Raw genomic sequence first — 20,665 nt, forward strand, 5'->3', positions numbered from 1 at the left:
GACTGTTTTGCAGGGATTGCCACAGGACAGCACGCAGGATAAAGCCCCTTTTATGCCACGTTATGCACTTCAAGTAGAATATGACGGCGCGCCGTTCTTCGGATGGCAACGCCAGACCGATCTCCCGTCTGTTCAAGGCGCTATTGAACTTGCCCTCACCAAACTAGAGCCTGGGCCCCATAAGATCGCGGCGGCGGGCCGCACCGATAAGGGCGTGCACGGCTTGGCACAAATCGCGCATTGCGACATGACACGCGATTGGACGCCTTTCCGCCTGTCCGAAGCGTTGAACTATCACCTCAAGCCAAACCCGATCTCGATTGTGAACTGCGCAGCCGTGCCCGACACATTCCACGCGCGATTTTCAGCCAAAGAACGCCGTTACCTGTTTCGAATTCTCGCACGCCGTGCGCCCATGACTCATGCGCGCGGGTTCGTCTGGCAGGTGAAACAGCCGCTTGACGTAGACGCGATGCTAGAGGGCGCAAGCCATCTGCTAGGCAAACATGACTTTACCACCTTTCGCTCGACGATCTGCCAATCTCTCAGCCCTGTTAAAGCGCTGGATAGGCTGGATATTTGGGAAGTCGAGACAGTGCATGGCACAGAAGTACATTTCGATGTGCGCGCGCGATCTTTCCTGCACAATCAGGTCCGCAGTTTTGTTGGTACGTTAGAACGTGTGGGTAGTGGTTCAATGGAACCAGACGAAGTGAAGGTCGCCCTTGATGCGCGTGACCGCGCAGCTTGTGGTCCGGTCTCGCCGCCTCATGGTTTGTATCTGGCTGGGGTTTCGTACGACACGTCGCCTTTTGACTAGTCGTTATCACTAAGGCCAGCACCTGCGCCAGACAGTCGCGAGGCTTCGCTTTCAGGTACCAATAGGCGCGCTGCAAGTGCACTCCATTGCGCATTGATATCTGCGGGTAAGTCGATGCGCCGCACAGCGATACGCGCGGCGGGCTTGGTTAAATCCAGATGGATTCCCCCCCCTTGCGACAGTTCTGCCTGATATGGAAGCGTCGAGATATAGCTTTGCAGCAAAGCCGTCCGACCCGCCGCAGCTCGACCCGTAGCCTTACCCGCCCGTGCCGTTTCTGCAACGCGGGTGATATCGAGCGGAAGCGAGATGATTGGCCCATCAGGCAATGCAGCCAGCGCGCTGTGAAGGTCTTGCAGCTCTTTGCCATTCGCAAGATGCGCAACAGCGGCAGCACCAAACAGCGCAGCCTGTGCAGGTGGGGCACCCGCGCCGCGCGCTGCTTTTGTGGCCAGCGCCATCACTTCATTCATCGAACGGGTCATGGCGCAAACACCGGAAGCCACCAGTCATCCGCATCACGGTCCAGCTCATCCGCCAATGGCGCGCCTTGGCACAGGGTTATGCGAGTCCAGCGGTCTGACTTGGGATCAAATTTCGAGGCTCCGAAAAACGATAATTTGCAACGTAGCATATCGATAGGCAGGCAGCTTTGGGCAATAAGGTTATCCCGGATTTCGCCATAAGGATAACGAGCTGTCAGCGTGACGCGTTCAACAGCCAAGGCATGCTCGGGATGGCGCGCAAGGTAAGTTGAGATCAGTTCGGGTTCACGCGGCAGGTCAGCATAGGCGCTGTGAACACGGCGCGCGATATCGAGCGGGGACTCCAGCGCCGCCCCCTCTTCCTCAAATCTAAGCCCCAGACGCGGTTCCATCTTTGCCTCGGAAACATACCAGAATTGCCCGCAATTTTCGGGTGCGACGTAATCTGTGCCCAGCACCCAACCAAACATGTTTTCTATCTGGTCGCGCAAGGCATTCGTATCCTGCAAAGGCGGCGCGAAGGCACCAAACGGATCAGCCATACAATCGGCTAGCCCGTCTACCAGCTCAGCAAATGGTTCGATCAACAGCGCGGCCATCAGCTCTTGCACATCAACCGACATTGACTGAATGGCGTTCATCACAGCATCCAACGGCATTCGCTGCGTCAAACGTTCTGACGTCAGCAGCGCAGTGGCTAACGCCCAATCTGCGCGCAGCGTTTCGATCCGTGATTGGTGTTCTGGGTCGGGCACATTCCATTGCGCCAAATGGGCAGTTGCACGCATTGCCAAGGCACCTAAACGAGCCACCTGCGTTTCAGTTAAATGTTCAACCGCGCGGACGCGGGCAAGAGCTGTCTCGCGTGCCAGCATCCAATTGTTCAGTAAAACAGGATGGGTCACCAAAAAGGGTGCCATGCCAAGGCCCGTGGAATTTCCTATCCCCAGATGCCGTTTGATCGCAGGGTCGAGTGTACCTTGTCCCACATGTTCGGCCAAGGCATGGGTGAAATGGCGGATCAGCCAAACCGTGAGCATTTCAGCGGCAAACGGTCCTTCAAGGCCTGCGCGCGTATCATAGGCGGCGCGGTCAGAAATACCGAACTTTCCATTGCCGTAAACGGCGGTTGTCCGCATGAGATAACCAACATCACGGATCATCTGCTTGTCAGGTTGCTGCCCTGCGCGCAGGGCCTGTGTGACATGCGAAAACAAGCGAACCGATTTGTTTGCACGGCTTAGGATCAGATCACGAGGGCCAAAACGCCCTGCCTCTTGCAAGGGCGCATTTATGGTGATGCGCGCGATGTCTTCCGCGTCTGGCACACCATCAAACAGCACATAGGCGGTATCCCACGCGGTCGCGATCACACGGTCAGTGCGCAGCTCTGGCGGTAGATCAGTGGAAACAGCAACCAGCGAATAGGTGTGCCCGCCCAATTCAACAGAAAACACAGCATGACCAAAACCGTCTTCGCACATCTCCCACGTCCTGCGGATAACCTGCGCCTGTTCCTGCCCCAAACGCCGGATTAGGCTGCGCAAAAAAGACAATCGTGTAGGAAACATTGACCCCATTCGGGTCAGGCGCATCACCTGCTCAGGGGGGCGCAAGGGGACCTGCGCTGGTGTTACTACGCTATCCTTCATGGCGCGGCCCCAAAGCTGTCTTCGTAAAACCGCAGCCAGTTGCCGCCCATGATGCCATCAACGTCTTCACTGCTGAGGCTGGTCGCCGCCAATCCGTCGCGGATGTTGCCAAAGTCACGGTTATCCCCAAACCACTTTGGCATCGGCGGGAATCCAGCGTTTGCCGCTGATCCTTCGCCGTAATCAATCACTTTGGACCACCGCCCAACGCGCATCCATTCCACGATGCTGTCGGGTTGATCCTGACACAGGTCGGTGCCGATCCCGAGGGAATGCGCCCCGTAGCGCCGCGCGGCTTCCTCAACCATCTGACAAAATCTTTGCAAGGTACACTCTGGTCCACCCTCCAAATGATGCGGATAGATGGAAAACCCAAACATGCCGCCGCTTTGCGTCAGCGCGTTCAGAACATCATCGGATTTGTTGCGCAGGGCCTTGTGCCACCACGCAGGGTTGGCATGGGTGATGGCAATTGGTCGCGTAGAATGTTCAATCGCGTCGAGGGTCGAGCGATCGCCAGAATGGGACATATCCACCACCAGCCCCACGCGGTTCATTTCAGTCACAACCTGTCGGCCCATACGGGTGAGGCCCGCATCATAATCTTCATAACAACCCGTCGCGAGCAGCGATTGGTTATTATAGGTCAGCTGCATAAAGCGGATGCCCAACTGGTGGCAAATCTCAACAAGCCCGATGTCATCCTCAATTGGGCTAGGATTTTGGAACCCGAAAAAGATCGCTGTGCGCCCTGTTTCTTGGGCGCGGCGCACGCAGGTCGCTGTTGTGCCTTTGAAAATCAGATCCGGGTGCGCCTCAAACCAGCGGTTCCACTGCTCAAGGTTCAGCACCATCTCGCGAAAACTCTCGTGATAGGCGATGGTGACATGCACCGCATCGACGCCCCCTGCGCGCATCTGTTCAAAGATGCGAGGGGAGAATTGCGCGTACTGAAGGTTGTCAATCAATGGTGTTTTCATACGATAGTGATGACGCAGCTATGCCTTTCGGTCCAGTAAAATTCTTTTCCCGTTGGGCAAGAGATTAAAAGCGCCCTATCGTTTCTTAGCGAACAACATCCAAGCCAACTAAGACCACATGACCTTAACGCCTTTAGGAGACGCCCATGAGTGACGACGTCATCGAGTATTTTTATTCCGCTCATTCGGCTTATGCCTATTTAGGTGCGCCCAAATTGGCCGAAATAGCCCGCGACACGGGATGGCAGGTTGTTCATCGTCCGTTTGATTTTTTGCCTGTCGTTGACGCCGCAGGTGCGCAAAGTCTCAAAGCCCGCAGCCCAGCGCATATTGATTACTTCTTTGGACGAGAGCTAAGCCGTTGGGCGCAGTGGCGAGGTCTGCCCATAATCAGCCATCGACCGACCTATCATGACAATCCGCTTGGCACCGCGAATGGCATGATCATCGCTTCAAACACCCCTGATCGTATCAGCTTTGCTATATTACAGGCACATTGGCGCGATGATGCGGATATTGCAGATGCGGCAACGCTGTTGCAAATCGCGCACGATTGCGGTGAGGACGGCGAGGCCCTTCTCAAGGCCGCATCCTCTGATGTTGTGAAGGCGAAACACGCAACAAATACTGCCGAAGCGATCACTCGTAACCTATTTGGATCGCCCACATACTTTGTGCACGGTGACATGTTTTATGGGCAAGACCGTTTGGAGATGCTTGCCCGCGCAATTCAACACCCATTCGATCCCTAGATTCCCTCTGGGCATTGTCAGCACTCCATGGTTAGCTTCGAAAAACACCTCCCGCAAAAGGACTCGCCATGAACAGCCCCGCCCGCTCCAGCTATGATGTCGTGATAATTGGCGGGGCCATCTATGGCTCGTCCGTTGCATGGTGGCTCACGCAAATGGAGAGCTTTGACGGCACGGTTTTGGTAGTTGAGCGTGATCCGACCTACACCTTTGCCTCAACGTCCCACACCAACAGTTGCATCCGCCAACAGTTTAGCAATGCCACTAACATTCAGGTAAGCCAGTTTGGTGCAGAGTTTATCCGAAACTTTCGCAAATATATGGGCGGTAGTGAGGAAGTTCCGCATCTGACCCTCCAAAGCTATGGTTACATGTATCTGGCCGACACGCCAGAGTTCGCAACCACCCTGAAAGAAGCGCAAACAATCCAGCACTCTCTAGGTGCAGCAACCAAACACATGAGCCGCGACGAGATTGCGGCGGCTTACCCGTTCTACCAGCTTGATGATATTGTCGCAGGCAACCACAATCTGGTGAATGAAGGTTATTTTGACGGCGGCACGATGTTTGATTGGTTCAAACGCAACGCCCGCGCCAATGGCGTAGAATACGTGCACGCTGAGGTCACTGCCATTACCCGCAACGGGGATAGCGTGCAAAGCGTCACCTTGAATGATGGAACCGTGATCGCCTGTGCCACTGTCGTAAATGCCTCAGGTCCGCGCGCCGCTGCGACAGCGCAAATGGCAGGGTTAGATATTCCTGTTGCCCCGCGCAAACGTTACACATTTATCTTTGACGCCGCCCAGCCGCTGGACCGTGACCTGCCACTTACGATTGATCCTTCCGGTGTTCACATGCGTTCCGAGGGAAAATATTACCTTGCGGGATGCCCGCCTGATGACGATTTGGATGTCGCCTATGATGATTTTGAATTTGATCACAGCATTTGGGAAAACAAGGTCTGGCCTGCCATCGCCACCCGTATTCCGCAGTTTGAAGCCATAAAAGTGATCAATGAATGGGTAGGGCATTATGCCTACAATACCTTTGATCAAAACGCCCTGCTGGGTCGCGCCGAAACGTGCCCTAACTTTATCTTTGTGAATGGGTTCTCGGGCCATGGGCTGCAACAATCCCCCGCCATGGGGCGCGGCATTGCTGAGCTGATTGCCTACGGCGAATACCGCAGTCTGGACCTAAGCGCATTTGACGTGAACCGAACCGCGCGCGGGCAGCATTTCCTAGAAACCGCAGTCATCTAACTTTTGACAGGAGCACATCCTATGACAGTAACAATCCGCCCTTCCTCCCAAGCAGACAGAGCAGCATGGGAAACCTTGTACAAAGGCTATGCCGATTTTTACGGTGTCCCGCAAACAGAGCAAATGCGCGAAACCGTTTGGGGTTGGCTGAACGATGACACCCATGAAGTGAGCGGCTTTGTTGCCGAAGTTGATGGCAAACTTGTTGGCCTCACGCATTACCGCCCGTTCTATTCGCCGCTGGCGGCCAATGTTCGGGGATTTCTGGATGATCTGTATGTCGATCCAAACGCACGTGGCAGCGGCGCGGCGCAAGCCTTGATTGACGCCGTCAGCGATGTTGGACGTGAAAAGGGTTGGGCGCTTATTCGCTGGATCACCGCAGACGATAACTACCGCGCACGCAGCCTCTATGATCGCACCGCCACCCGCACGCAGTGGATCACCTACGACACCAAACTATAATTCAGGAAATTGACATGAGCAGGCAAGATGCGCGCTTAGGCGTAGATATTGGTGGAACCTTTACAGATGTGGTTCTTGAAGCAGGTGGCAAAAGCTATTCTACAAAGGTGCTTACTACCTATGCCGCGCCTGAAAACGCTATTATCGACGGCATGCATCAGGTCTGCAAAAAGGCGGGTCTATCGCCCAGCGACATCACCCAAGTCATCCATGGCACCACTCTTGCTACCAATGCCCTGATTGAACGGCGCGGCGCTAAAACCGCACTGATCACCACCGAGGGCTTTCGCGATGTCATCGAAATGCGCACCGAGTCGCGGTTTGAGCAATATGACCTAAACCTGCAACTGCCAGAGCCCCTGCTGCCCCGCCAAATGCGTTATACCGTTCCGGGGCGCATTGATGCCACCGGCGCTGAGCTGATCCCGCTGGTTGCCGCTGATATCGAACCTGTTATTGAGGCGATCGCCACGGCGGGTTACACAAGTGTCGCCATTGGTCTGCTGCACAGCTATCTGAACCCCGCCCATGAACGACTGGTGCGCGATGTTCTCGCCGCGCGCCTACCCGATGTGATGATATCACTCAGCTGCGAAGTGTCCCCTCAAATGCGCGAATACGAACGGTTCAACACCGTGGTCGCCAACGCCTACATCAAACCCCTGATGAAAAGTTATCTGGGCCGCCTTGAAGGGCGTCTGCGCGACGAAAGTGTCACAAGCACCATTTTCCTGATGCATTCTGGTGGTGGCATCATCTCGCTAGAGAATGCCGCAGAATTCCCTGTGCGGCTGGTCGAATCCGGCCCCGCAGGTGGGGCCGTCTTTGCAGCACACATCGCCGCGCGCTACGGGCTTGATAAAGTGCTTAGCTTTGACATGGGCGGCACCACTGCAAAGATCTGCTTGATCCAGAACCAGACGCCAAAAACCTCCCGTGTTTTTGAGGTCGCGCGCAGTTATCGTTTCAAAAAAGGCTCAGGCATGCCTATTTCGATCCCCGTGATCGACATGGTTGAAATCGGCGCAGGCGGTGGATCACTGGCGCACGTCGACGCATTGCGCCAAATTCGCGTTGGGCCAGAAAGTGCGGGATCAGAACCGGGGCCTGCATGTTATGGGCGCGGCGGCGAAAAGCCCGCTGTGACGGATGCTGATCTGGTCCTTGGTAAGTTGGAAGCAGACGGGTTTGCAGGCGGGACGATCACGCTTGATACGCAAGCGTCCAAAGACGCCGTATTAAATGTGCTGGGCAAACCCCTTGATTTAGATGCGCGAACTGCCGCCTTTGGACTGGCCGAAGTTGTCGATGAAAACATGGCCAATGCGGCCCGTGTGCATGCGGTTGAAAACGGTGAAGACCTGTCAGATTACACCATGATCGCGTTTGGCGGCGCAGCCCCGTTACATGCCGCCCGCCTATGCGAAAAACTGGGTGTTGATCGTCTGCTCGTACCGCCCGGTGCCGGTGTGGGATCAGCTATCGGCTTCCTACGCGCCCCCTTTAGTTTTGAGGCAACCCGCTCCGCCTACATGACACTTGCCGCATTCAAAGGCGATGTAGTGACCACATTGCTGGAAGAGTTACGCAATGAGGCGACCGCATTTGTCCGCAACTGCGCGCCAGATGCTGAAATACGTGCGGAATACAAAGTCTACATGCGCTACAAAGGACAGGGTTGGGAGATCCCGATCGCCCTTACTGCCGAGCAGGCGCAAAACCCCGATCCAGCAGTGTTTGGGACCCGCTTTAACGAGGACTATACCCGCCTCTTTGGCCGCCCTGTGGCAGGCATGGATATCGAAATCACCGTCTGGTCCGTCAATGCGACAACCCCACCGCAAACGGTTGATTCCGTCTTGCAGGATGCTGGCAGCAGCGTTGCCGTAATGAATGGCAAGTGCAGCTTTTTCGACGCTGCTCAATCGAAAATGATGCACGGATATCTCTTTGAGCGTGAACAACTGAAATCTGGTGCAACCATCGCAGGGCCCGCAAAGGTCGTCGAAGACGAGACAACAATCATTATCCCAAGCAGCAGACAGGCCGTACGCCAGCCCGATGGATGTATCGACATCACAACGCAGGAGGAAACCGCATGAGCACCCCTTCAAATGTCGCCTATCAGGTCATGTGGAACCGCCTGATTTCTATCGTTGAAGAACAGGCACAAGCTCTTGTGCGTACTGCTTTTTCTACATCGGTCCGTGAGGCAGGCGATCTATCCGCTGGGGTCTATGACGCGAACGGCCTTATCCTTGCACAAGCGGTGACTGGTACGCCGGGCCATGTGAATGCAATGGCCGACGCGGTGGCCCATTTCATTCGCCGCATCGGGCGCGAAACCATGGCTGAAGGCGACGTCTACCTCACCAATGATCCATGGGAAGGCACAGGCCACCTGCACGATATCACCATGGTCACGCCCTCATTTCATAACGGCGCGTTGGTCGGATTCTTTGCCTGCACAGCGCATGTTGTCGATATTGGCGGGCGCGGATTTGGTGCGGATGCCAACTCGGTCTACGAAGAAGGGTTGTACCTGCCGATCATGCGATTTGCCAATCGCGGTGAAGTGGATGAAACGCTGCTGCGCATCGTGCGTGGCAATGTACGGGAACCTGATCAACTGGTTGGTGACCTCTATGCCTTAGCAACCTGCAATGAAATCGGCCACCGCCGCCTATTGGAGATGATGAGAGAATTTGATCTGTCAGATCTGGTTGGCATCGCCGAATTCATTTTCGACAATTCCCGTCGTGCCACGCTGGAACGCATTGCTGCACTGCCACGCACCTCAGCGACAGGCGAGATGACCGTTGACGGCTTTGCCACGCCCATCACCCTGCGCGTCACCCTCACTATTGAAAAAGACCGCATCCTGAGCGATTTCACAGGGACCTCGGGCCTTGATCCAAAGGGGATCAACTGCCCGCTGGTCTATGCCAAAGCTTATGCGTGCTATGCGTTGAAATGTGCCATTGCGCCGGAAATTCCCAATAACGCGGCATCCCTCGCCCCGTTTGAGATTTACGCGCCGGAAAACACCATCGTAAACGCGTTGCACCCTGCCCCTGTCGCCCTGCGTCACATCGTTGGCCACTTTGTGCCCGACACGGTGTATGATGCGTTAGACAAAATCCTGCCAAATGTTGTGCCCGCTGAGGGTGCAGGGTGTTTGTGCAACTTCCAAGTATCCCTGCGCCCACGCACCGATGCACCTGCCCCAGATGACACGCGGCGTGCCGAGGTTTTGACGTTCAATTCGGGCGGTGCTGGTGCACGACCTACGGTGGATGGGCTAAACGCAACGGCCTTCCCTTCGGGTGTGATGACCATGCCTGTTGAGGCAACCGAACATGCAGGCCCTGTGATCATCTGGCGCAAGGAATTGCGTCCAGGATCAGGCGGCGTAGGCCGTCAACGTGGCGGCTTGGGTCAGTTTATGGAAGTAGGCGCGCGCGAAGGGCATGAATTTGACATCTCTGCCATGCTTGACCGTGTGGATCATCCCGCACGTGGTCGCCGTGGTGGCGGCAATGGCGCGGCAACCACAATCGCACGTGACGATGGCACCCCGATGCAGGGCAAGGGCCGTCAGTTTGTCCCGCACGGCGCGCGTGTGCACATGGCCTTCCCCGGAGGCGCGGGATACGGGCCTGCCAGCGAACGCAACGCTGCGGCCGTGAAACGCGATCTGGCCCGCGGGTATATCACAGCAGCCTCAGCAGCCGATGATTATGGTCTGAGCGCGGACGACATCGCAGCAGCGCAATCAGCGATCACAGCCGGAGAGGACATCTAATGGAATTCCCAGACAATCCGTTCACCCATGCGCTGCGCGCCAAGCAAAAACAGTTGGGCCTTTGGATCAGCCTCACAAGTCCCTTTGCCGCCGAGGTCACCGCGCCCGCCGGATATGACTGGGCCTTGATCGATATGGAGCATACGCCCAACGATTATTTCACGACCTTGGGCCAAATGCAGGCTTTTGCTGCAACCAGCACCACAACAATCATTCGTCCTGAATGGAACGATCCGGTGATCGTCAAACGCCTGCTGGATTTGGGCGCGCGCGGGTTGCTCTTTCCCATGATCAATTCGGTTGCCGAAGCTGAAGCAGCTGTGGCTGCCACGCGATATCCACCCCACGGAACTCGTGGCTTTTCCGGCATGACACGGGCCAATAACTTTGGCCGTGTGCCCGATTACCTTGCGCGGGTTGAGGATGAGACAACAGTCCTACTGCAACTTGAAACACGCCACGCAATTGAACAGGCAGAAGCCATTGCAGATGTTGACGGTGTAGATGGCATATTCTTTGGCCCTGCGGACATCGCTGCTGATATTGGTCTGCTTGGCAAACCCTTAGACAAAGGCGTTTGGGATCTTATCCGCCCTTGCGCACAAAAACTGATCGCCAAGGGAATACCCGTTGGCACCTTGGTCAATGACGCTGAATTTGCTGCTGATTTGCTCAACGAAGGCTTTACCTTTGTTGCCTGCGGCACCGACACTGCGCTATTGGCAAAAGCAACTGACGCCTTGTTGGCAAATGTCAAAAGTCGCCTGAAATAATAACTCCGAAAGGCCTATTCCATGTCCCCTAAGTTTAGTAAAATCGTCCTCACAGGGGCCGCTGGCCGCCTTGGTTCTTACCTACGCGAACCACTGTCCAAACTGTGCAAAGAACTGGTATCAACAGACATCAAAGAACAACCCAGCACGCTTTATGCAGGTGAGACGTATGTTCAGGCCGATCTGGCCAATTTTGACGCCATGAACGCCGTTATTGAAGGCGCTGAAATGGTTGTGCACATGGGTGCATTTGTGGACGAAGGTCCGTTTGAACAGTTGCTAGGCCCTAACTTTGTCGGATCATACAATATCTGGGAAGCAGCCTCGCGCCACGGTGTACGTCGCGTTGTTTATGGCTCTTCCATTCACGCGGTCGGCATGTACCCAAAGAACGAATTCATCGACACCGAAGTCGCCCACCGCCCCGACACGTTCTATGGCCTCGCCAAGTGTTTCACCGAAGATTTGGGCCGGATGTATTGGGAAAAACGCGGACTAGAAAGCGTACACATGCGCATCCTGTCTTGCGCTCAGGTGAACAACGCCCGCGCGCTGGGATCGTGGCTTAGCTATGATGATTTGATCCAATTGGTGACACGTTGCCTTGAAACGCCTGTAACCGGCTTTGCCGTAATCTACGGCGTCAGCGACAATGACCGCGCACCCGTGGATAATTCAAAGGCCAGTTTTTTGGGCTACCGTCCGCAGGACAATGCAGAACAATTCGCTGAGGAAGTTCTAGCAAACGAACCGCCCATGGATCCGCATGACGCCAATCACATGTGCCACGGCGGCCCCTTTGCCGGGGTTGAGCTGGGCAATTCCGGTCTGGCAGGAATGAACGTGATCGACGACACCAAAGAAAGCTAAAGCACCAGCAGATCGTCGTTATTTCGCGGCGGTCTGCTACTGGCCTTTGCCAGCAATTGCGCTAGGTTCCAATCGACTACGGAGGTCGCAATGTTGCTCACTGTAAACGCGCTCAAAAAATCTTATTCAGGGGCCGAAGGCCCTGTAGACGTATTGCGCGGTATCGACATGCAAGTCGCTACGGGTGACACGCTGGCGCTAACAGGCGAAAGCGGGTCGGGCAAAAGCACGCTGTTGCATTTAATTGGCGGGTTGGACACGGCTGATTCAGGCAGTATCACCTTGAATGGTCAAGAGATTTCCAGTCTGGACGATGCAGGCCGCGCCATGATCAGACGAAAAAGTGTTGGCATTATTTTTCAACAATTCAATCTGATCCCGTCGCTGGATGTGATGGCCAATATCGCGTTTCAGGCCCGGCTTGCCGGTGTGTATGACCTTACAGGCGCAACTGAATTGGCGGATGCCCTAGGCCTGAGTGCCCAGTTAAAGAAATTCCCTGACCAGTTGTCAGGTGGGCAACAGCAGCGGGTTGCGATTGCGCGCGCACTTGCTGCCAAACCCCAGCTCATTCTTGCTGATGAGCCGACAGGCAATCTGGATGAAACAACTGCAAGCGAAGTCATGGCCCAGATGTTGGCCTTGGTCGCACAGACAGGGGCGGCGCTGGTGATGGTAACCCATTCGCCGCAACTGGCAGGACAAATGTCACGCCGTCTTCACCTGCGCCAAGGGCTGCTTGCGTGATTAAGGCTGGCCTCTCTGCGCTGTTGTCCCATTGGCGGCGCAATCCCTTGCAGTTGTTCACGCTGATTGCGGGTTTGGCACTGGCCACAGCACTTTGGTCTGGCGTGCAGGCCGTCAATTCCGAGGCCCGCGCCAGCTATGATGCTGCTGCCGCCACTTTAGGTGAAGGGCAATATGATCAGCTTTTGCCCACCGCGGGAGAGACTATCTCGCAGGAAACCTTTGTCGCGCTGCGCCGTGCTGGCTGGCTGGTTGGTCCCGTCGTTGAGGGGCGTGTTGGTTCTCTAGGCGCGCAGATTCGGTTGATCGGAATTGATCCGCTCACCGCCCCAGGCGGGTTAGGGCCTATGGGCAACAGCGGCGGTATGGGGCTAGCGCAATTCCTACAAGACCAGCCCGTGTTCGCAAATGCCCAGACCGCAGCCAAGCTGGAAGGGCTAATCGACGCGCCAGTTCTGATTGAACCGACCATCGCACCAGGCACCGCGATCACCGATATTTCGGTCGCCCAGCGCCTGTTGAATGCGGACGGAACTTTCAACCGTCTGATCCTTGCACGCCAACAGCCGCTAAACCGGGCGCCTTTGACGCAGATCGCGCCAGAACTCACCCGCCGTGCGGCGCAGGCGGGATCGGACGTGGCGCGCCTTACGGACAGTTTTCACCTCAACCTCACCGCCTTTGGCTTGCTCAGCTTTGCTGTGGGTATTTTCATTGTACACGGGGCCATCGGCTTAGCGTTTGAACAACGCCGCGCGATGGTGCGGACCTTGCGGGCATTGGGCATGCCCTTGCGGATGCTTGTCGTGCTGTTAGCAGGTGAGCTGTTGGTGCTTGCCTTGATCGGTGGTGTGGTGGGTGTATGTCTTGGGTATCTTGTCGCGGCAAGCCTGCTACCGGATGTGGCCGCAACCCTCAAAGGGCTGTACGGCGCGCAAGTTTCCGGCACATTACAATTGCGCCCCACCTGGTGGTTATCTGGTTTGGCAATATCTGTTCTGGGCACTGCAGTTGCGGCAACAGGCGCGCTGATATCCGTGGCCCGCATGCCCCTGCTGGCCAGTGCGCAACCCCGCGCATGGGCGGTTGCACGCGGTAAAGCCCGATATGTGCAAATGGCAACCAGTCTGGGCCTCCTGAGCATCGCAGGAATACTTGCCCTAGTTGGGGACGGGTTGATCATGGGCTTTGGCTTATTGGCGTGTCTGTTGATAGGAGCAGCCCTTGCACTCCCCCTTGTCATCGAGGGTGTTTTGCGGCTGGCAGGCGCACGTGCGCGCAGTGTGACCGCACAGTGGTTTTGGGCCGATACACGCCAACAGCTGCCCGGCCTTAGCCTAGCGCTGATGGCGCTTTTACTGGCCATGGCTGCCAATGTGGGCGTCTCCACAATGGTCTCAAGCTTCCGCCTCACCTTTACTGGATTTCTGGATCAACGGCTCGCGGCCGAGCTATATATCAATACCCAAAGCACAGAGCAGGCCCGCGCAATGGAGGCCTTTGTCCAAAATAAAACTACAGAAATCCTACCTCGGCTTTCTGTCGAGGTTGAACTGGCAGGGTTACCCGCCGAGTTATACGGTGCGCGTATTGGCCCAACTTACAGTGACAATTGGAACCTGTTGGCCTCCTCCCCTATGGCGTGGGAGCGTGTTGCCACGGGTGAGGCCGTTTTGATCAACGAGCAACTGGCCCGCCGCGCCGAAATATGGGTTGGCGATACGCTGACAGTACCGCAAGGGCAGATGCTGCCCATTGCAGGCGTATTCGGAGATTACGGCAATCCCATTGGGCAGGCTGTTATCAGCGAAGTAATGTTTCGGGCACTCCACCCCGAGGTTCGGGCGACGCGGTTCGGGCTCAGAACGGACGACCCTGTCGCCCTCACAAAGGCGCTAACGCAGGACTTTGGGCTGGCGGCTGAGGGCATCACCAATCAGGAACAGATCAAGGCGTTTTCATTGGGTGTATTCGAGCGGACCTTTACTGTGACCGCAGCGCTGAACATCCTAACTTTAAGCGTGGCAGGGTTTGCCATTTTCATGAGTTTGCTCACCCTTGCAGGAATGCGCGTACCGCAGTTGGCACCCGCTTGGGCGCTGGGAATGACACGGCGGCGTTTAGGCCAGCTTGAGCTGATCCGCGCCGTAGTACTGGCTTTGCTAACCGCAGCGCTTGCCTTACCGCTGGGCCTTGGTCTGGCGTGGGTGTTGCTGGCCGTTGTCAACGTTGAAGCGTTTGGATGGCGCCTGCCGATGTATCTGTTCCCGCGCGATTATGCGGTGTTGGGATTATTCGCACTGACTGCGGCTGTTTTGGCTGCTGCATGGCCTGCACGCAAGTTGGCCCAAACACCCCCCGCAGATTTGTTGAAGGTATTTGCCAATGAACGTTAAGGCCGCATTCCTTGTTTTCATGCTGGTGCTTTGCGCCCCTGCGCCCCTGATTGCTCAGGGTTTTGCAGGGATGGGCAGCGATGCGGATGGCTTTGCGACCCCAACGCTTGGGCACAATTTCGACTTCCCTGTCGATCATGGCGCCCACCCGCAATACCGGATCGAATGGTGGTATCTGACCGCCAACATGCAGGGCCCCGATGGCACAGATTATGGACTGCAATGGACATTGTTCCGATCCGCCCTTGCACCCTATGCGACCCAAGGCTGGGACAGCCCACAAATTTGGTTGGGGAATGCCGCAGTGACCACCCCTGATGCACATTACACGTCTGAACGGTTTGCCCGTGGCGGAACAGGTCAGGCCGGCGTTACGGCGGCCCCTTTTGAAGCATGGATTGATGAATGGCACATGCGTGGCGAGACATTTGACCAGATGCAGCTGCGCGCAGCAGGGCCACAATTTGCCTATGACGTTGCCCTAACCGCCCAAGGTCCGCTGGTATTTCACGGTAAAGAAGGGTTTTCCGTCAAATCCGATCAGGGGCAGGCAAGCTATTACTATTCACAGCCCTTTTTCACGCTGAACGGTACGCTCACCCTGCCGGACGGGGATGTTCCAGTCACGGGAACTGCTTGGCTGGATCGGGAATGGTCGTCCCAACCGCTGGCGGCGGATCAAACAGGATGGGATTGGTTTTCGATCTCGTTTGAGGAAGGTGAGAAGCTCATGGGGTTCAGGCTTCGTCAATCTGACGGTACTTACTTCACATCCGGCACTTGGATCGAGGCCAATGGCGCCACCACCTCGCTTCCCAATGGCAGCTTTGACGCAACGCCGCTGGAGACTTCAATCGTGGGGGACCGCGAAATCCCTACACAGTGGCAGATAACATTGCCCGATCACGACGTGGACGTGACGGTCACAGCCATCAACACACAAGCGTGGATGGATATGACCGTCGCCTATTGGGAAGGTCCAGTGCGAGTATCAGGCAACCGAAAAGGCATCGGGTATCTAGAGATGACGGGGTATGAGTGACCTTATCGGCTTTAAAGATCGACCTCGATCACGCCCCCTGCATGTGCTGCGCGCGATTGACACAAAATGACATTGGTCTCTCTCTGAGCCTTTGACAGGACAAAATCGCGGTGCTCGACCTCGCCAGAAACCAAACCACATTTGCACACACCGCACAGACCATCGCCGCATTTCACATCCAGATGAACACCGTTTTCGGCCAATACATCAGTTGCAACACGATCCGCTGGGATCAAAAACTCACGGCCCGAGTTTGCAAGACGCAGTGTGAAATCATGGTTCTCGTACTCAGGCGCTTCGGGGATCGAGAAATACTCAAGATGCAGCGCGTCCTCAGGCAATCCAGCATCCGAGGCTGCAGCAATAACAGCTGCCATGTATTGTTCTGCACCACAGGTATAGACATGCGCTCCGTTAGGTACACGCTTAAATACCTCGTCCAAGTTTGCGCGCGTTCCCTCGTCTGAGATATGAAAATGAACGCGGTCGGCCCACGCAAACCCTGCCAGCTCTGGTAAAAAGCCCATTGTGGTGCGGGATCGCCCTGAGTAATGCAGCGCAAATTCACGCCCTTGGGCGTGCAGTTCATGTGCCATCGCGATCATCGGTGTGATGCCAATGCCGCCGCCCATCAGGATCGAATGCGTTGCCTCGCGTACCAGTGGGAAGTGATTGATCGGGCGCGAAACGAACACACGCCTCCCTTGGCTAAATATCCGGTGCATCATTTTGGAACCGCCGCGGCCTTCATCTTCACGCAAAACTGCAATTTGATAACAAGACCTATCCGCCGGATCGCCCAACATGGAATACTGGCGCAGGTATTCAGGCGTCACGACGATGTCCAGATGCGCACCAGCCTGCCACTCTGGCAAATCGCTGCCATCAAGCGCGCGCAATTCAAACAACGTCACGTCATCGGTCAAGGTCTCAACCTTTGAAACCTCAACCTGAATGACGGGGCTATCGCCATCTGCCGTGTAAATATGGGCGACCTCATCCAACGTGCCGTTTTTCAAATGCACCTTATATTGCTCTGCGGTGACCATCGCCTGATAGGCCTCTATCCCCGCTTCGCGGTCCATCGGAAACGGATAAGGATGGGGTGGCGGCGCAAGGTTGGCAGGGTACACCGCAAGCGTCTGATCCTCATATTTCAGGTCCAGATCTTTTTGCAGCGAGCGTGCGTTCACAGGATGTTTTGGCTCTAGGTATCCACCGCTTTCATCCAGCTCTAGGTCCCACCACCATTTTTTCACGGGATTGCGTTCACCATGTCCCAATGCATCATCCAGCTTGGCCAACATTGGCGCAGCTGCAGGAATATTCATCGCCGCCCAGCGAAATGGCTTTTCTGCAAATAGCCCTTCTAAGTTCCAAGGGCAGGTTTTCATACACCGCCCGCACATCGCCCCCCCCTCTGTTGTAATGCGGTAGGTTGCGCATTTCTGACTGTCGGATTTCCAGATCTCGTAGCCATTGAACATCAACTTCGGCCCTGCCGTGATTGCACCAGAGGGGCATTCACGGGCGCATTTATTGCAACTCTCGCAGAACTTTTGCAGGCCAAAATCGATAGGTTTATCATGTGCCATGGGCAGATTGGTTGTCACAACACCTGATTTAAGACGCGGTCCTAGGAACGGATTGAGGATCACTTCGCCGATCCTGCTGACCTCTCCCAAACCTGCCAATAATAGTAACGGCGGTTGTAAAACCTCACCGTCCATCACAGTGTGTGCCTTGGCATGATAACCTAAATTTCGAATTTGTTGGGCGATCACACCGCCCAATAATGAGAACCGCAAATAGGCGCGCATAGACTGTGCCACGCCAATCCAGTCATCTCCGCTGGCGCCCTCCATCGTATCATAGCCCTGATCAATGATCATGCTAATTGCCTGTTCGTGCGGCGGATTGATAACGTCCCCCCGAGCGTCATGGCTATACCATGTCCAATCAGGGCAGGCCGAAATTCCAACGGCATCACAGCCCAACCAATAAGCTGTTGCCTTGACCAGATCGGCAGCTTCCTGAGGCGCTAATTTCACTGTCTCTTTTGCCGCGGGTCCGTCTTGCAGCAATACAAACGCACCCAAAGCACGGCGCTGCGCCATTGAGGGCGCCGCCTTGCGGGCATAATAGCCGCCGCCTGCCCCCTTTTGCACAGCCTTTCCCATGTCGCCAAACTGCGCACGGGCAAATAAATCCGCCCGTTTAGGAACCCGCGCCACACGGGCTGCATCGATATAGGTAGTTGGATTGTCTACACGCTTAAGCGTTTCGAAAGGGTACGCTCCATCCACAAAGCGACGTTTGGCAAATGGAACTGCATTTGTTGCGTTACGCTCAAAAGCGCCACCCAAACGCCACTTGGCGCCAAATGCTGACGCTGGTTGCTTCGCCATTGGTTCAAGCGGTAGATCAGGCGTGACTTCAAAGGTTGTTGTGATAGCAGCAAGGCCAAATCGCGTGCCTATGTAGGGATGGCTAAGCACACCATCTTCGACGGTGGCCAACCCTGCAGCGACCGCAAGCTGGTTCAGATCAACGTCAGCATCCGAAACAGTATGCGCGCGCGCGTCAAAACCAAGTAGCCGAATATATTCGGCCAACACCACAGCCGTTTCTGCTCCCAACAGGCCAGCACGGTGGGCCTGAGCCCCCTGAAACCAGTCTCCGCCGCATTCATCATGCGCCGCATCGCGTGGGTTTTCATACATAAATACAATGGCGTGAGTATGTGCATCAATCGGCGCTGGTGGCGCCTTTATCGAGTCCTTCAGATCCGCCATAATCATGTCGATCCCTGCCGCCAGTGTTTTGGTCTGGCGGGTTTGTAGGGCTTCAACAAAGCGCGACAATTCGGGATTGCGGTGCGGTTCTGATAGCATTGCACTGGCAGGCAACAAGCACGTCCCCACCACTGCTGCATCAGAAAAATAGCCAAACGATTTCAAATGCTCAGCACGTTCGTCAAGGTTGTCAGGACATGCCGCGCGTTGTGCATTTGTGCGCCCTTGGCGGATCGCATCCAGCATCGCCTGATACTCTCGCATGGCATTCACGATGCTGCGCGGATCATCGGTGTTTTCAAATTTCAGCGCCGGATGTGGTGGGACATTTGTAAGGCTTGTTACATTTGATTGCCGAGACAACAATTCACAGGGATATGGCCCCTGATGGATAGGTCTTTGTTTACTAGAAAACAGTCTCATCTAAGCGCCTTGCCTGCAATTCTCATTAGGTTACATCTGTAACTGAAAAGGGAGGATTGGTCACGCCTTAGCTGAACACAAATGTGTTAATATCAGCATATTGCATGCCACATAGAAAAATTTGGACGTGGAGCCCGCTCCGACACATAGGCAGTATGCACCAAAGCGGGTAATTTCAGGATAGCGGGTTAGATTGGCAACTGAGGGTTGATCAGGAACTTTTCGCCAGTCTTCTTCGCATTGTAGCGCGCAACAACATCCGCCTGCAAAGCGTCTGAGAGGGAAATCTCATCCGAGTATTCATTTACAAATGTCGTAGTCAATTCTTTGACCACCCGTGCACGCATGCGGCCTGCAACTTCTTGTCCAACACGGCCAAGGAAGTTGGGCAGCAACCATCCGCCAACACCCCACGCCATACCATACCCACGCGTAAGCGTCGTCTCTGACGGGTTCAGCCCGCCATAAAGGTAGACCTGTTTGTGTTTTACAGAACCGTAAATGCTGTATGCACCCGGAGTGCGTGCTGCAGCGGCCTCCATCGCGCTAAGGACATCAGACGCCAAACGCCCGCCACCCGTCGCATCAAACGCAAGCGTCGCACCTGTTTCATGCACAGCATCAATGAGGTCAGCCATAAAGCTGTCTTTTGAACTGTCCACAACATAGGTTGCGCCCATATCATGCAGAATTTTCTCTTGGGCCGCCGACCGCACAACATTGACCAGCTGAACTTCGTCTGCTTGGCAAATGCGGTTCAACATTTGTCCCAAGTTGGAGGCAGCAGCAGTATGAACAAGCGCTGTATGCCCTTCTAAGCGCATGGTTTCGACCATCGACAGCGCAGTCAACGGGTTCACAAAACAAGCAGCACCATCTTTAGCCGTATGATCCGGACCAAGCGGCATGCACATTATCGCTTTGACCAAACGATACTGAGAATACATTTCGCCGCCCATGACACCGACCAATTTACCCATCAGTCCCTGCGCATTTTCACCAGCGGCAACAACTGTTCCGCTGCCTTCATTACCGATAGGAAGGTCTTGTCCAACGCGGGCCTTCATGACCCTCATACCTTGTTCCGAAACGGGTGCAGTTAGAACGGTTTCAGCCCCTGATCCGGACGTTGCAGCCTGACCCATTGAAGACCAGCCAAACATTACGCCCTGATCAGATGGGTTGATCGGTGCAGCCTCAACGCGCACCAACACCTCATCAGGACCCGGTGTTGGCATTTCTTTTTCAGCGAAGTGCATCTGTAGTTCGCCAGCTTCAGTTACTGTGGACAGCAATTGCAGATAGGTCTTTGGCAAAGACATAATAAATCTCTTTCTTTGGGTTTGTTCCGTACCACCATGAGAAACAACCTCAAGCTGTCTTGCTAGCAGTGGA

At 55.3% G+C, this 20,665-nt stretch carries 16 protein-coding genes; 11 read left to right on the top strand and 5 right to left on the bottom strand.

What is annotated here, in order from left to right:
* The first annotated feature begins 52 nt into the window (after nucleotides 1-52).
* Nucleotides 53-820 (top strand): tRNA pseudouridine(38-40) synthase TruA, encoded by a 768-nt coding sequence (gene truA / locus V7775_RS00715; protein ID WP_335749935.1) that lies wholly within the window; start codon nucleotides 53-55, stop codon nucleotides 818-820.
* Here truA and V7775_RS00720 read toward each other — a convergent pair.
* From V7775_RS00720 to V7775_RS00730, 3 genes are read right to left on the bottom strand one after another with little or no spacing between them, the layout of a single operon-like run.
* On the bottom strand, nucleotides 817-1,305 hold the full coding sequence (locus V7775_RS00720; protein ID WP_335749936.1) for a hypothetical protein: 489 nt from the start codon (nucleotides 1,303-1,305) through the stop codon (nucleotides 817-819). The two genes, truA and V7775_RS00720, sit on opposite strands and share 4 nt — an antisense overlap.
* Complete coding sequence (locus V7775_RS00725; RefSeq protein ID WP_335749937.1) at nucleotides 1,302-2,957, bottom strand: hypothetical protein; 1,656 nt, start codon at nucleotides 2,955-2,957, stop codon at nucleotides 1,302-1,304. The genes V7775_RS00720 and V7775_RS00725 overlap by 4 nt, the downstream gene beginning before the upstream one ends.
* On the bottom strand, nucleotides 2,954-3,937 hold the full coding sequence (locus tag V7775_RS00730; RefSeq protein ID WP_335749938.1) for a membrane dipeptidase: 984 nt from the start codon (nucleotides 3,935-3,937) through the stop codon (nucleotides 2,954-2,956). The genes V7775_RS00725 and V7775_RS00730 overlap by 4 nt, the downstream gene beginning before the upstream one ends.
* Nucleotides 3,938-4,083: 146 nt before the next feature.
* On the opposite strand from V7775_RS00730, the gene V7775_RS00735 reads away from it, so the two are divergent.
* From V7775_RS00735 to V7775_RS00780, 10 genes are all read left to right on the top strand, one after another.
* Entirely contained in the window at nucleotides 4,084-4,689 is a 606-nt protein-coding gene (locus V7775_RS00735) for a 2-hydroxychromene-2-carboxylate isomerase (protein ID WP_335749939.1), read from the top strand.
* Between the two features lie 68 nt (nucleotides 4,690-4,757).
* A complete protein-coding gene (locus V7775_RS00740; protein ID WP_335749940.1) occupies nucleotides 4,758-5,954 on the top strand; it encodes an NAD(P)/FAD-dependent oxidoreductase in 1,197 nt (398 codons plus the stop codon).
* A gap of 21 nt (nucleotides 5,955-5,975) precedes the next feature.
* Nucleotides 5,976-6,419, top strand: a complete 444-nt coding sequence (locus V7775_RS00745; RefSeq protein ID WP_335749941.1) for a GNAT family N-acetyltransferase — start codon at nucleotides 5,976-5,978, stop codon at nucleotides 6,417-6,419.
* A 14-nt stretch (nucleotides 6,420-6,433) separates the two neighbouring features.
* A complete protein-coding gene (locus V7775_RS00750) occupies nucleotides 6,434-8,521 on the top strand; it encodes a hydantoinase/oxoprolinase family protein (protein ID WP_335749942.1) in 2,088 nt (695 codons plus the stop codon).
* A complete protein-coding gene (locus tag V7775_RS00755) occupies nucleotides 8,518-10,224 on the top strand; it encodes a hydantoinase B/oxoprolinase family protein (protein WP_335749943.1) in 1,707 nt (568 codons plus the stop codon). Before V7775_RS00750 ends, V7775_RS00755 begins: the two co-directional genes overlap by 4 nt.
* Nucleotides 10,224-10,997: an HpcH/HpaI aldolase family protein gene (locus tag V7775_RS00760; RefSeq protein WP_335749944.1), complete on the top strand. Its 774-nt coding sequence runs from the start codon at nucleotides 10,224-10,226 to the stop codon at nucleotides 10,995-10,997. The genes V7775_RS00755 and V7775_RS00760 overlap by 1 nt, the downstream gene beginning before the upstream one ends.
* A gap of 21 nt (nucleotides 10,998-11,018) precedes the next feature.
* Nucleotides 11,019-11,867 carry an NAD-dependent epimerase/dehydratase family protein gene (locus V7775_RS00765; RefSeq protein WP_335749945.1) on the top strand — a complete coding sequence of 283 codons (849 nt, stop codon included), beginning with the start codon at nucleotides 11,019-11,021 and terminating at the stop codon, nucleotides 11,865-11,867.
* A 90-nt stretch (nucleotides 11,868-11,957) separates the two neighbouring features.
* Nucleotides 11,958-12,614, top strand: a complete 657-nt coding sequence (locus V7775_RS00770; RefSeq protein WP_335749946.1) for an ABC transporter ATP-binding protein — start codon at nucleotides 11,958-11,960, stop codon at nucleotides 12,612-12,614.
* Nucleotides 12,611-15,010: an FtsX-like permease family protein gene (locus V7775_RS00775; RefSeq protein WP_335749947.1), complete on the top strand. Its 2,400-nt coding sequence runs from the start codon at nucleotides 12,611-12,613 to the stop codon at nucleotides 15,008-15,010. The genes V7775_RS00770 and V7775_RS00775 overlap by 4 nt, the downstream gene beginning before the upstream one ends.
* The gene (locus tag V7775_RS00780) at nucleotides 15,000-16,052 is read left to right on the top strand and encodes a lipocalin-like domain-containing protein (protein WP_335749948.1); all 1,053 of its coding nucleotides are present in this window, start codon (nucleotides 15,000-15,002) and stop codon (nucleotides 16,050-16,052) included. Before V7775_RS00775 ends, V7775_RS00780 begins: the two co-directional genes overlap by 11 nt.
* Nucleotides 16,053-16,063: 11 nt before the next feature.
* Here V7775_RS00780 and V7775_RS00785 read toward each other — a convergent pair whose 3' ends face one another.
* Both V7775_RS00785 and V7775_RS00790 read right to left on the bottom strand, forming a co-directional pair.
* Nucleotides 16,064-19,270 (bottom strand): reductive dehalogenase, encoded by a 3,207-nt coding sequence (locus V7775_RS00785; protein WP_335749949.1) that lies wholly within the window; start codon nucleotides 19,268-19,270, stop codon nucleotides 16,064-16,066.
* A gap of 188 nt (nucleotides 19,271-19,458) precedes the next feature.
* Nucleotides 19,459-20,592 (bottom strand): zinc-binding dehydrogenase, encoded by a 1,134-nt coding sequence (locus tag V7775_RS00790; protein ID WP_335749950.1) that lies wholly within the window; start codon nucleotides 20,590-20,592, stop codon nucleotides 19,459-19,461.
* Nucleotides 20,593-20,665 lie beyond the last annotated feature (73 nt).

The sequence above is a fragment of the Sulfitobacter sp. genome, from assembly GCF_036960155.1.
GTDB lineage: Bacteria > Pseudomonadota > Alphaproteobacteria > Rhodobacterales > Rhodobacteraceae > Sulfitobacter.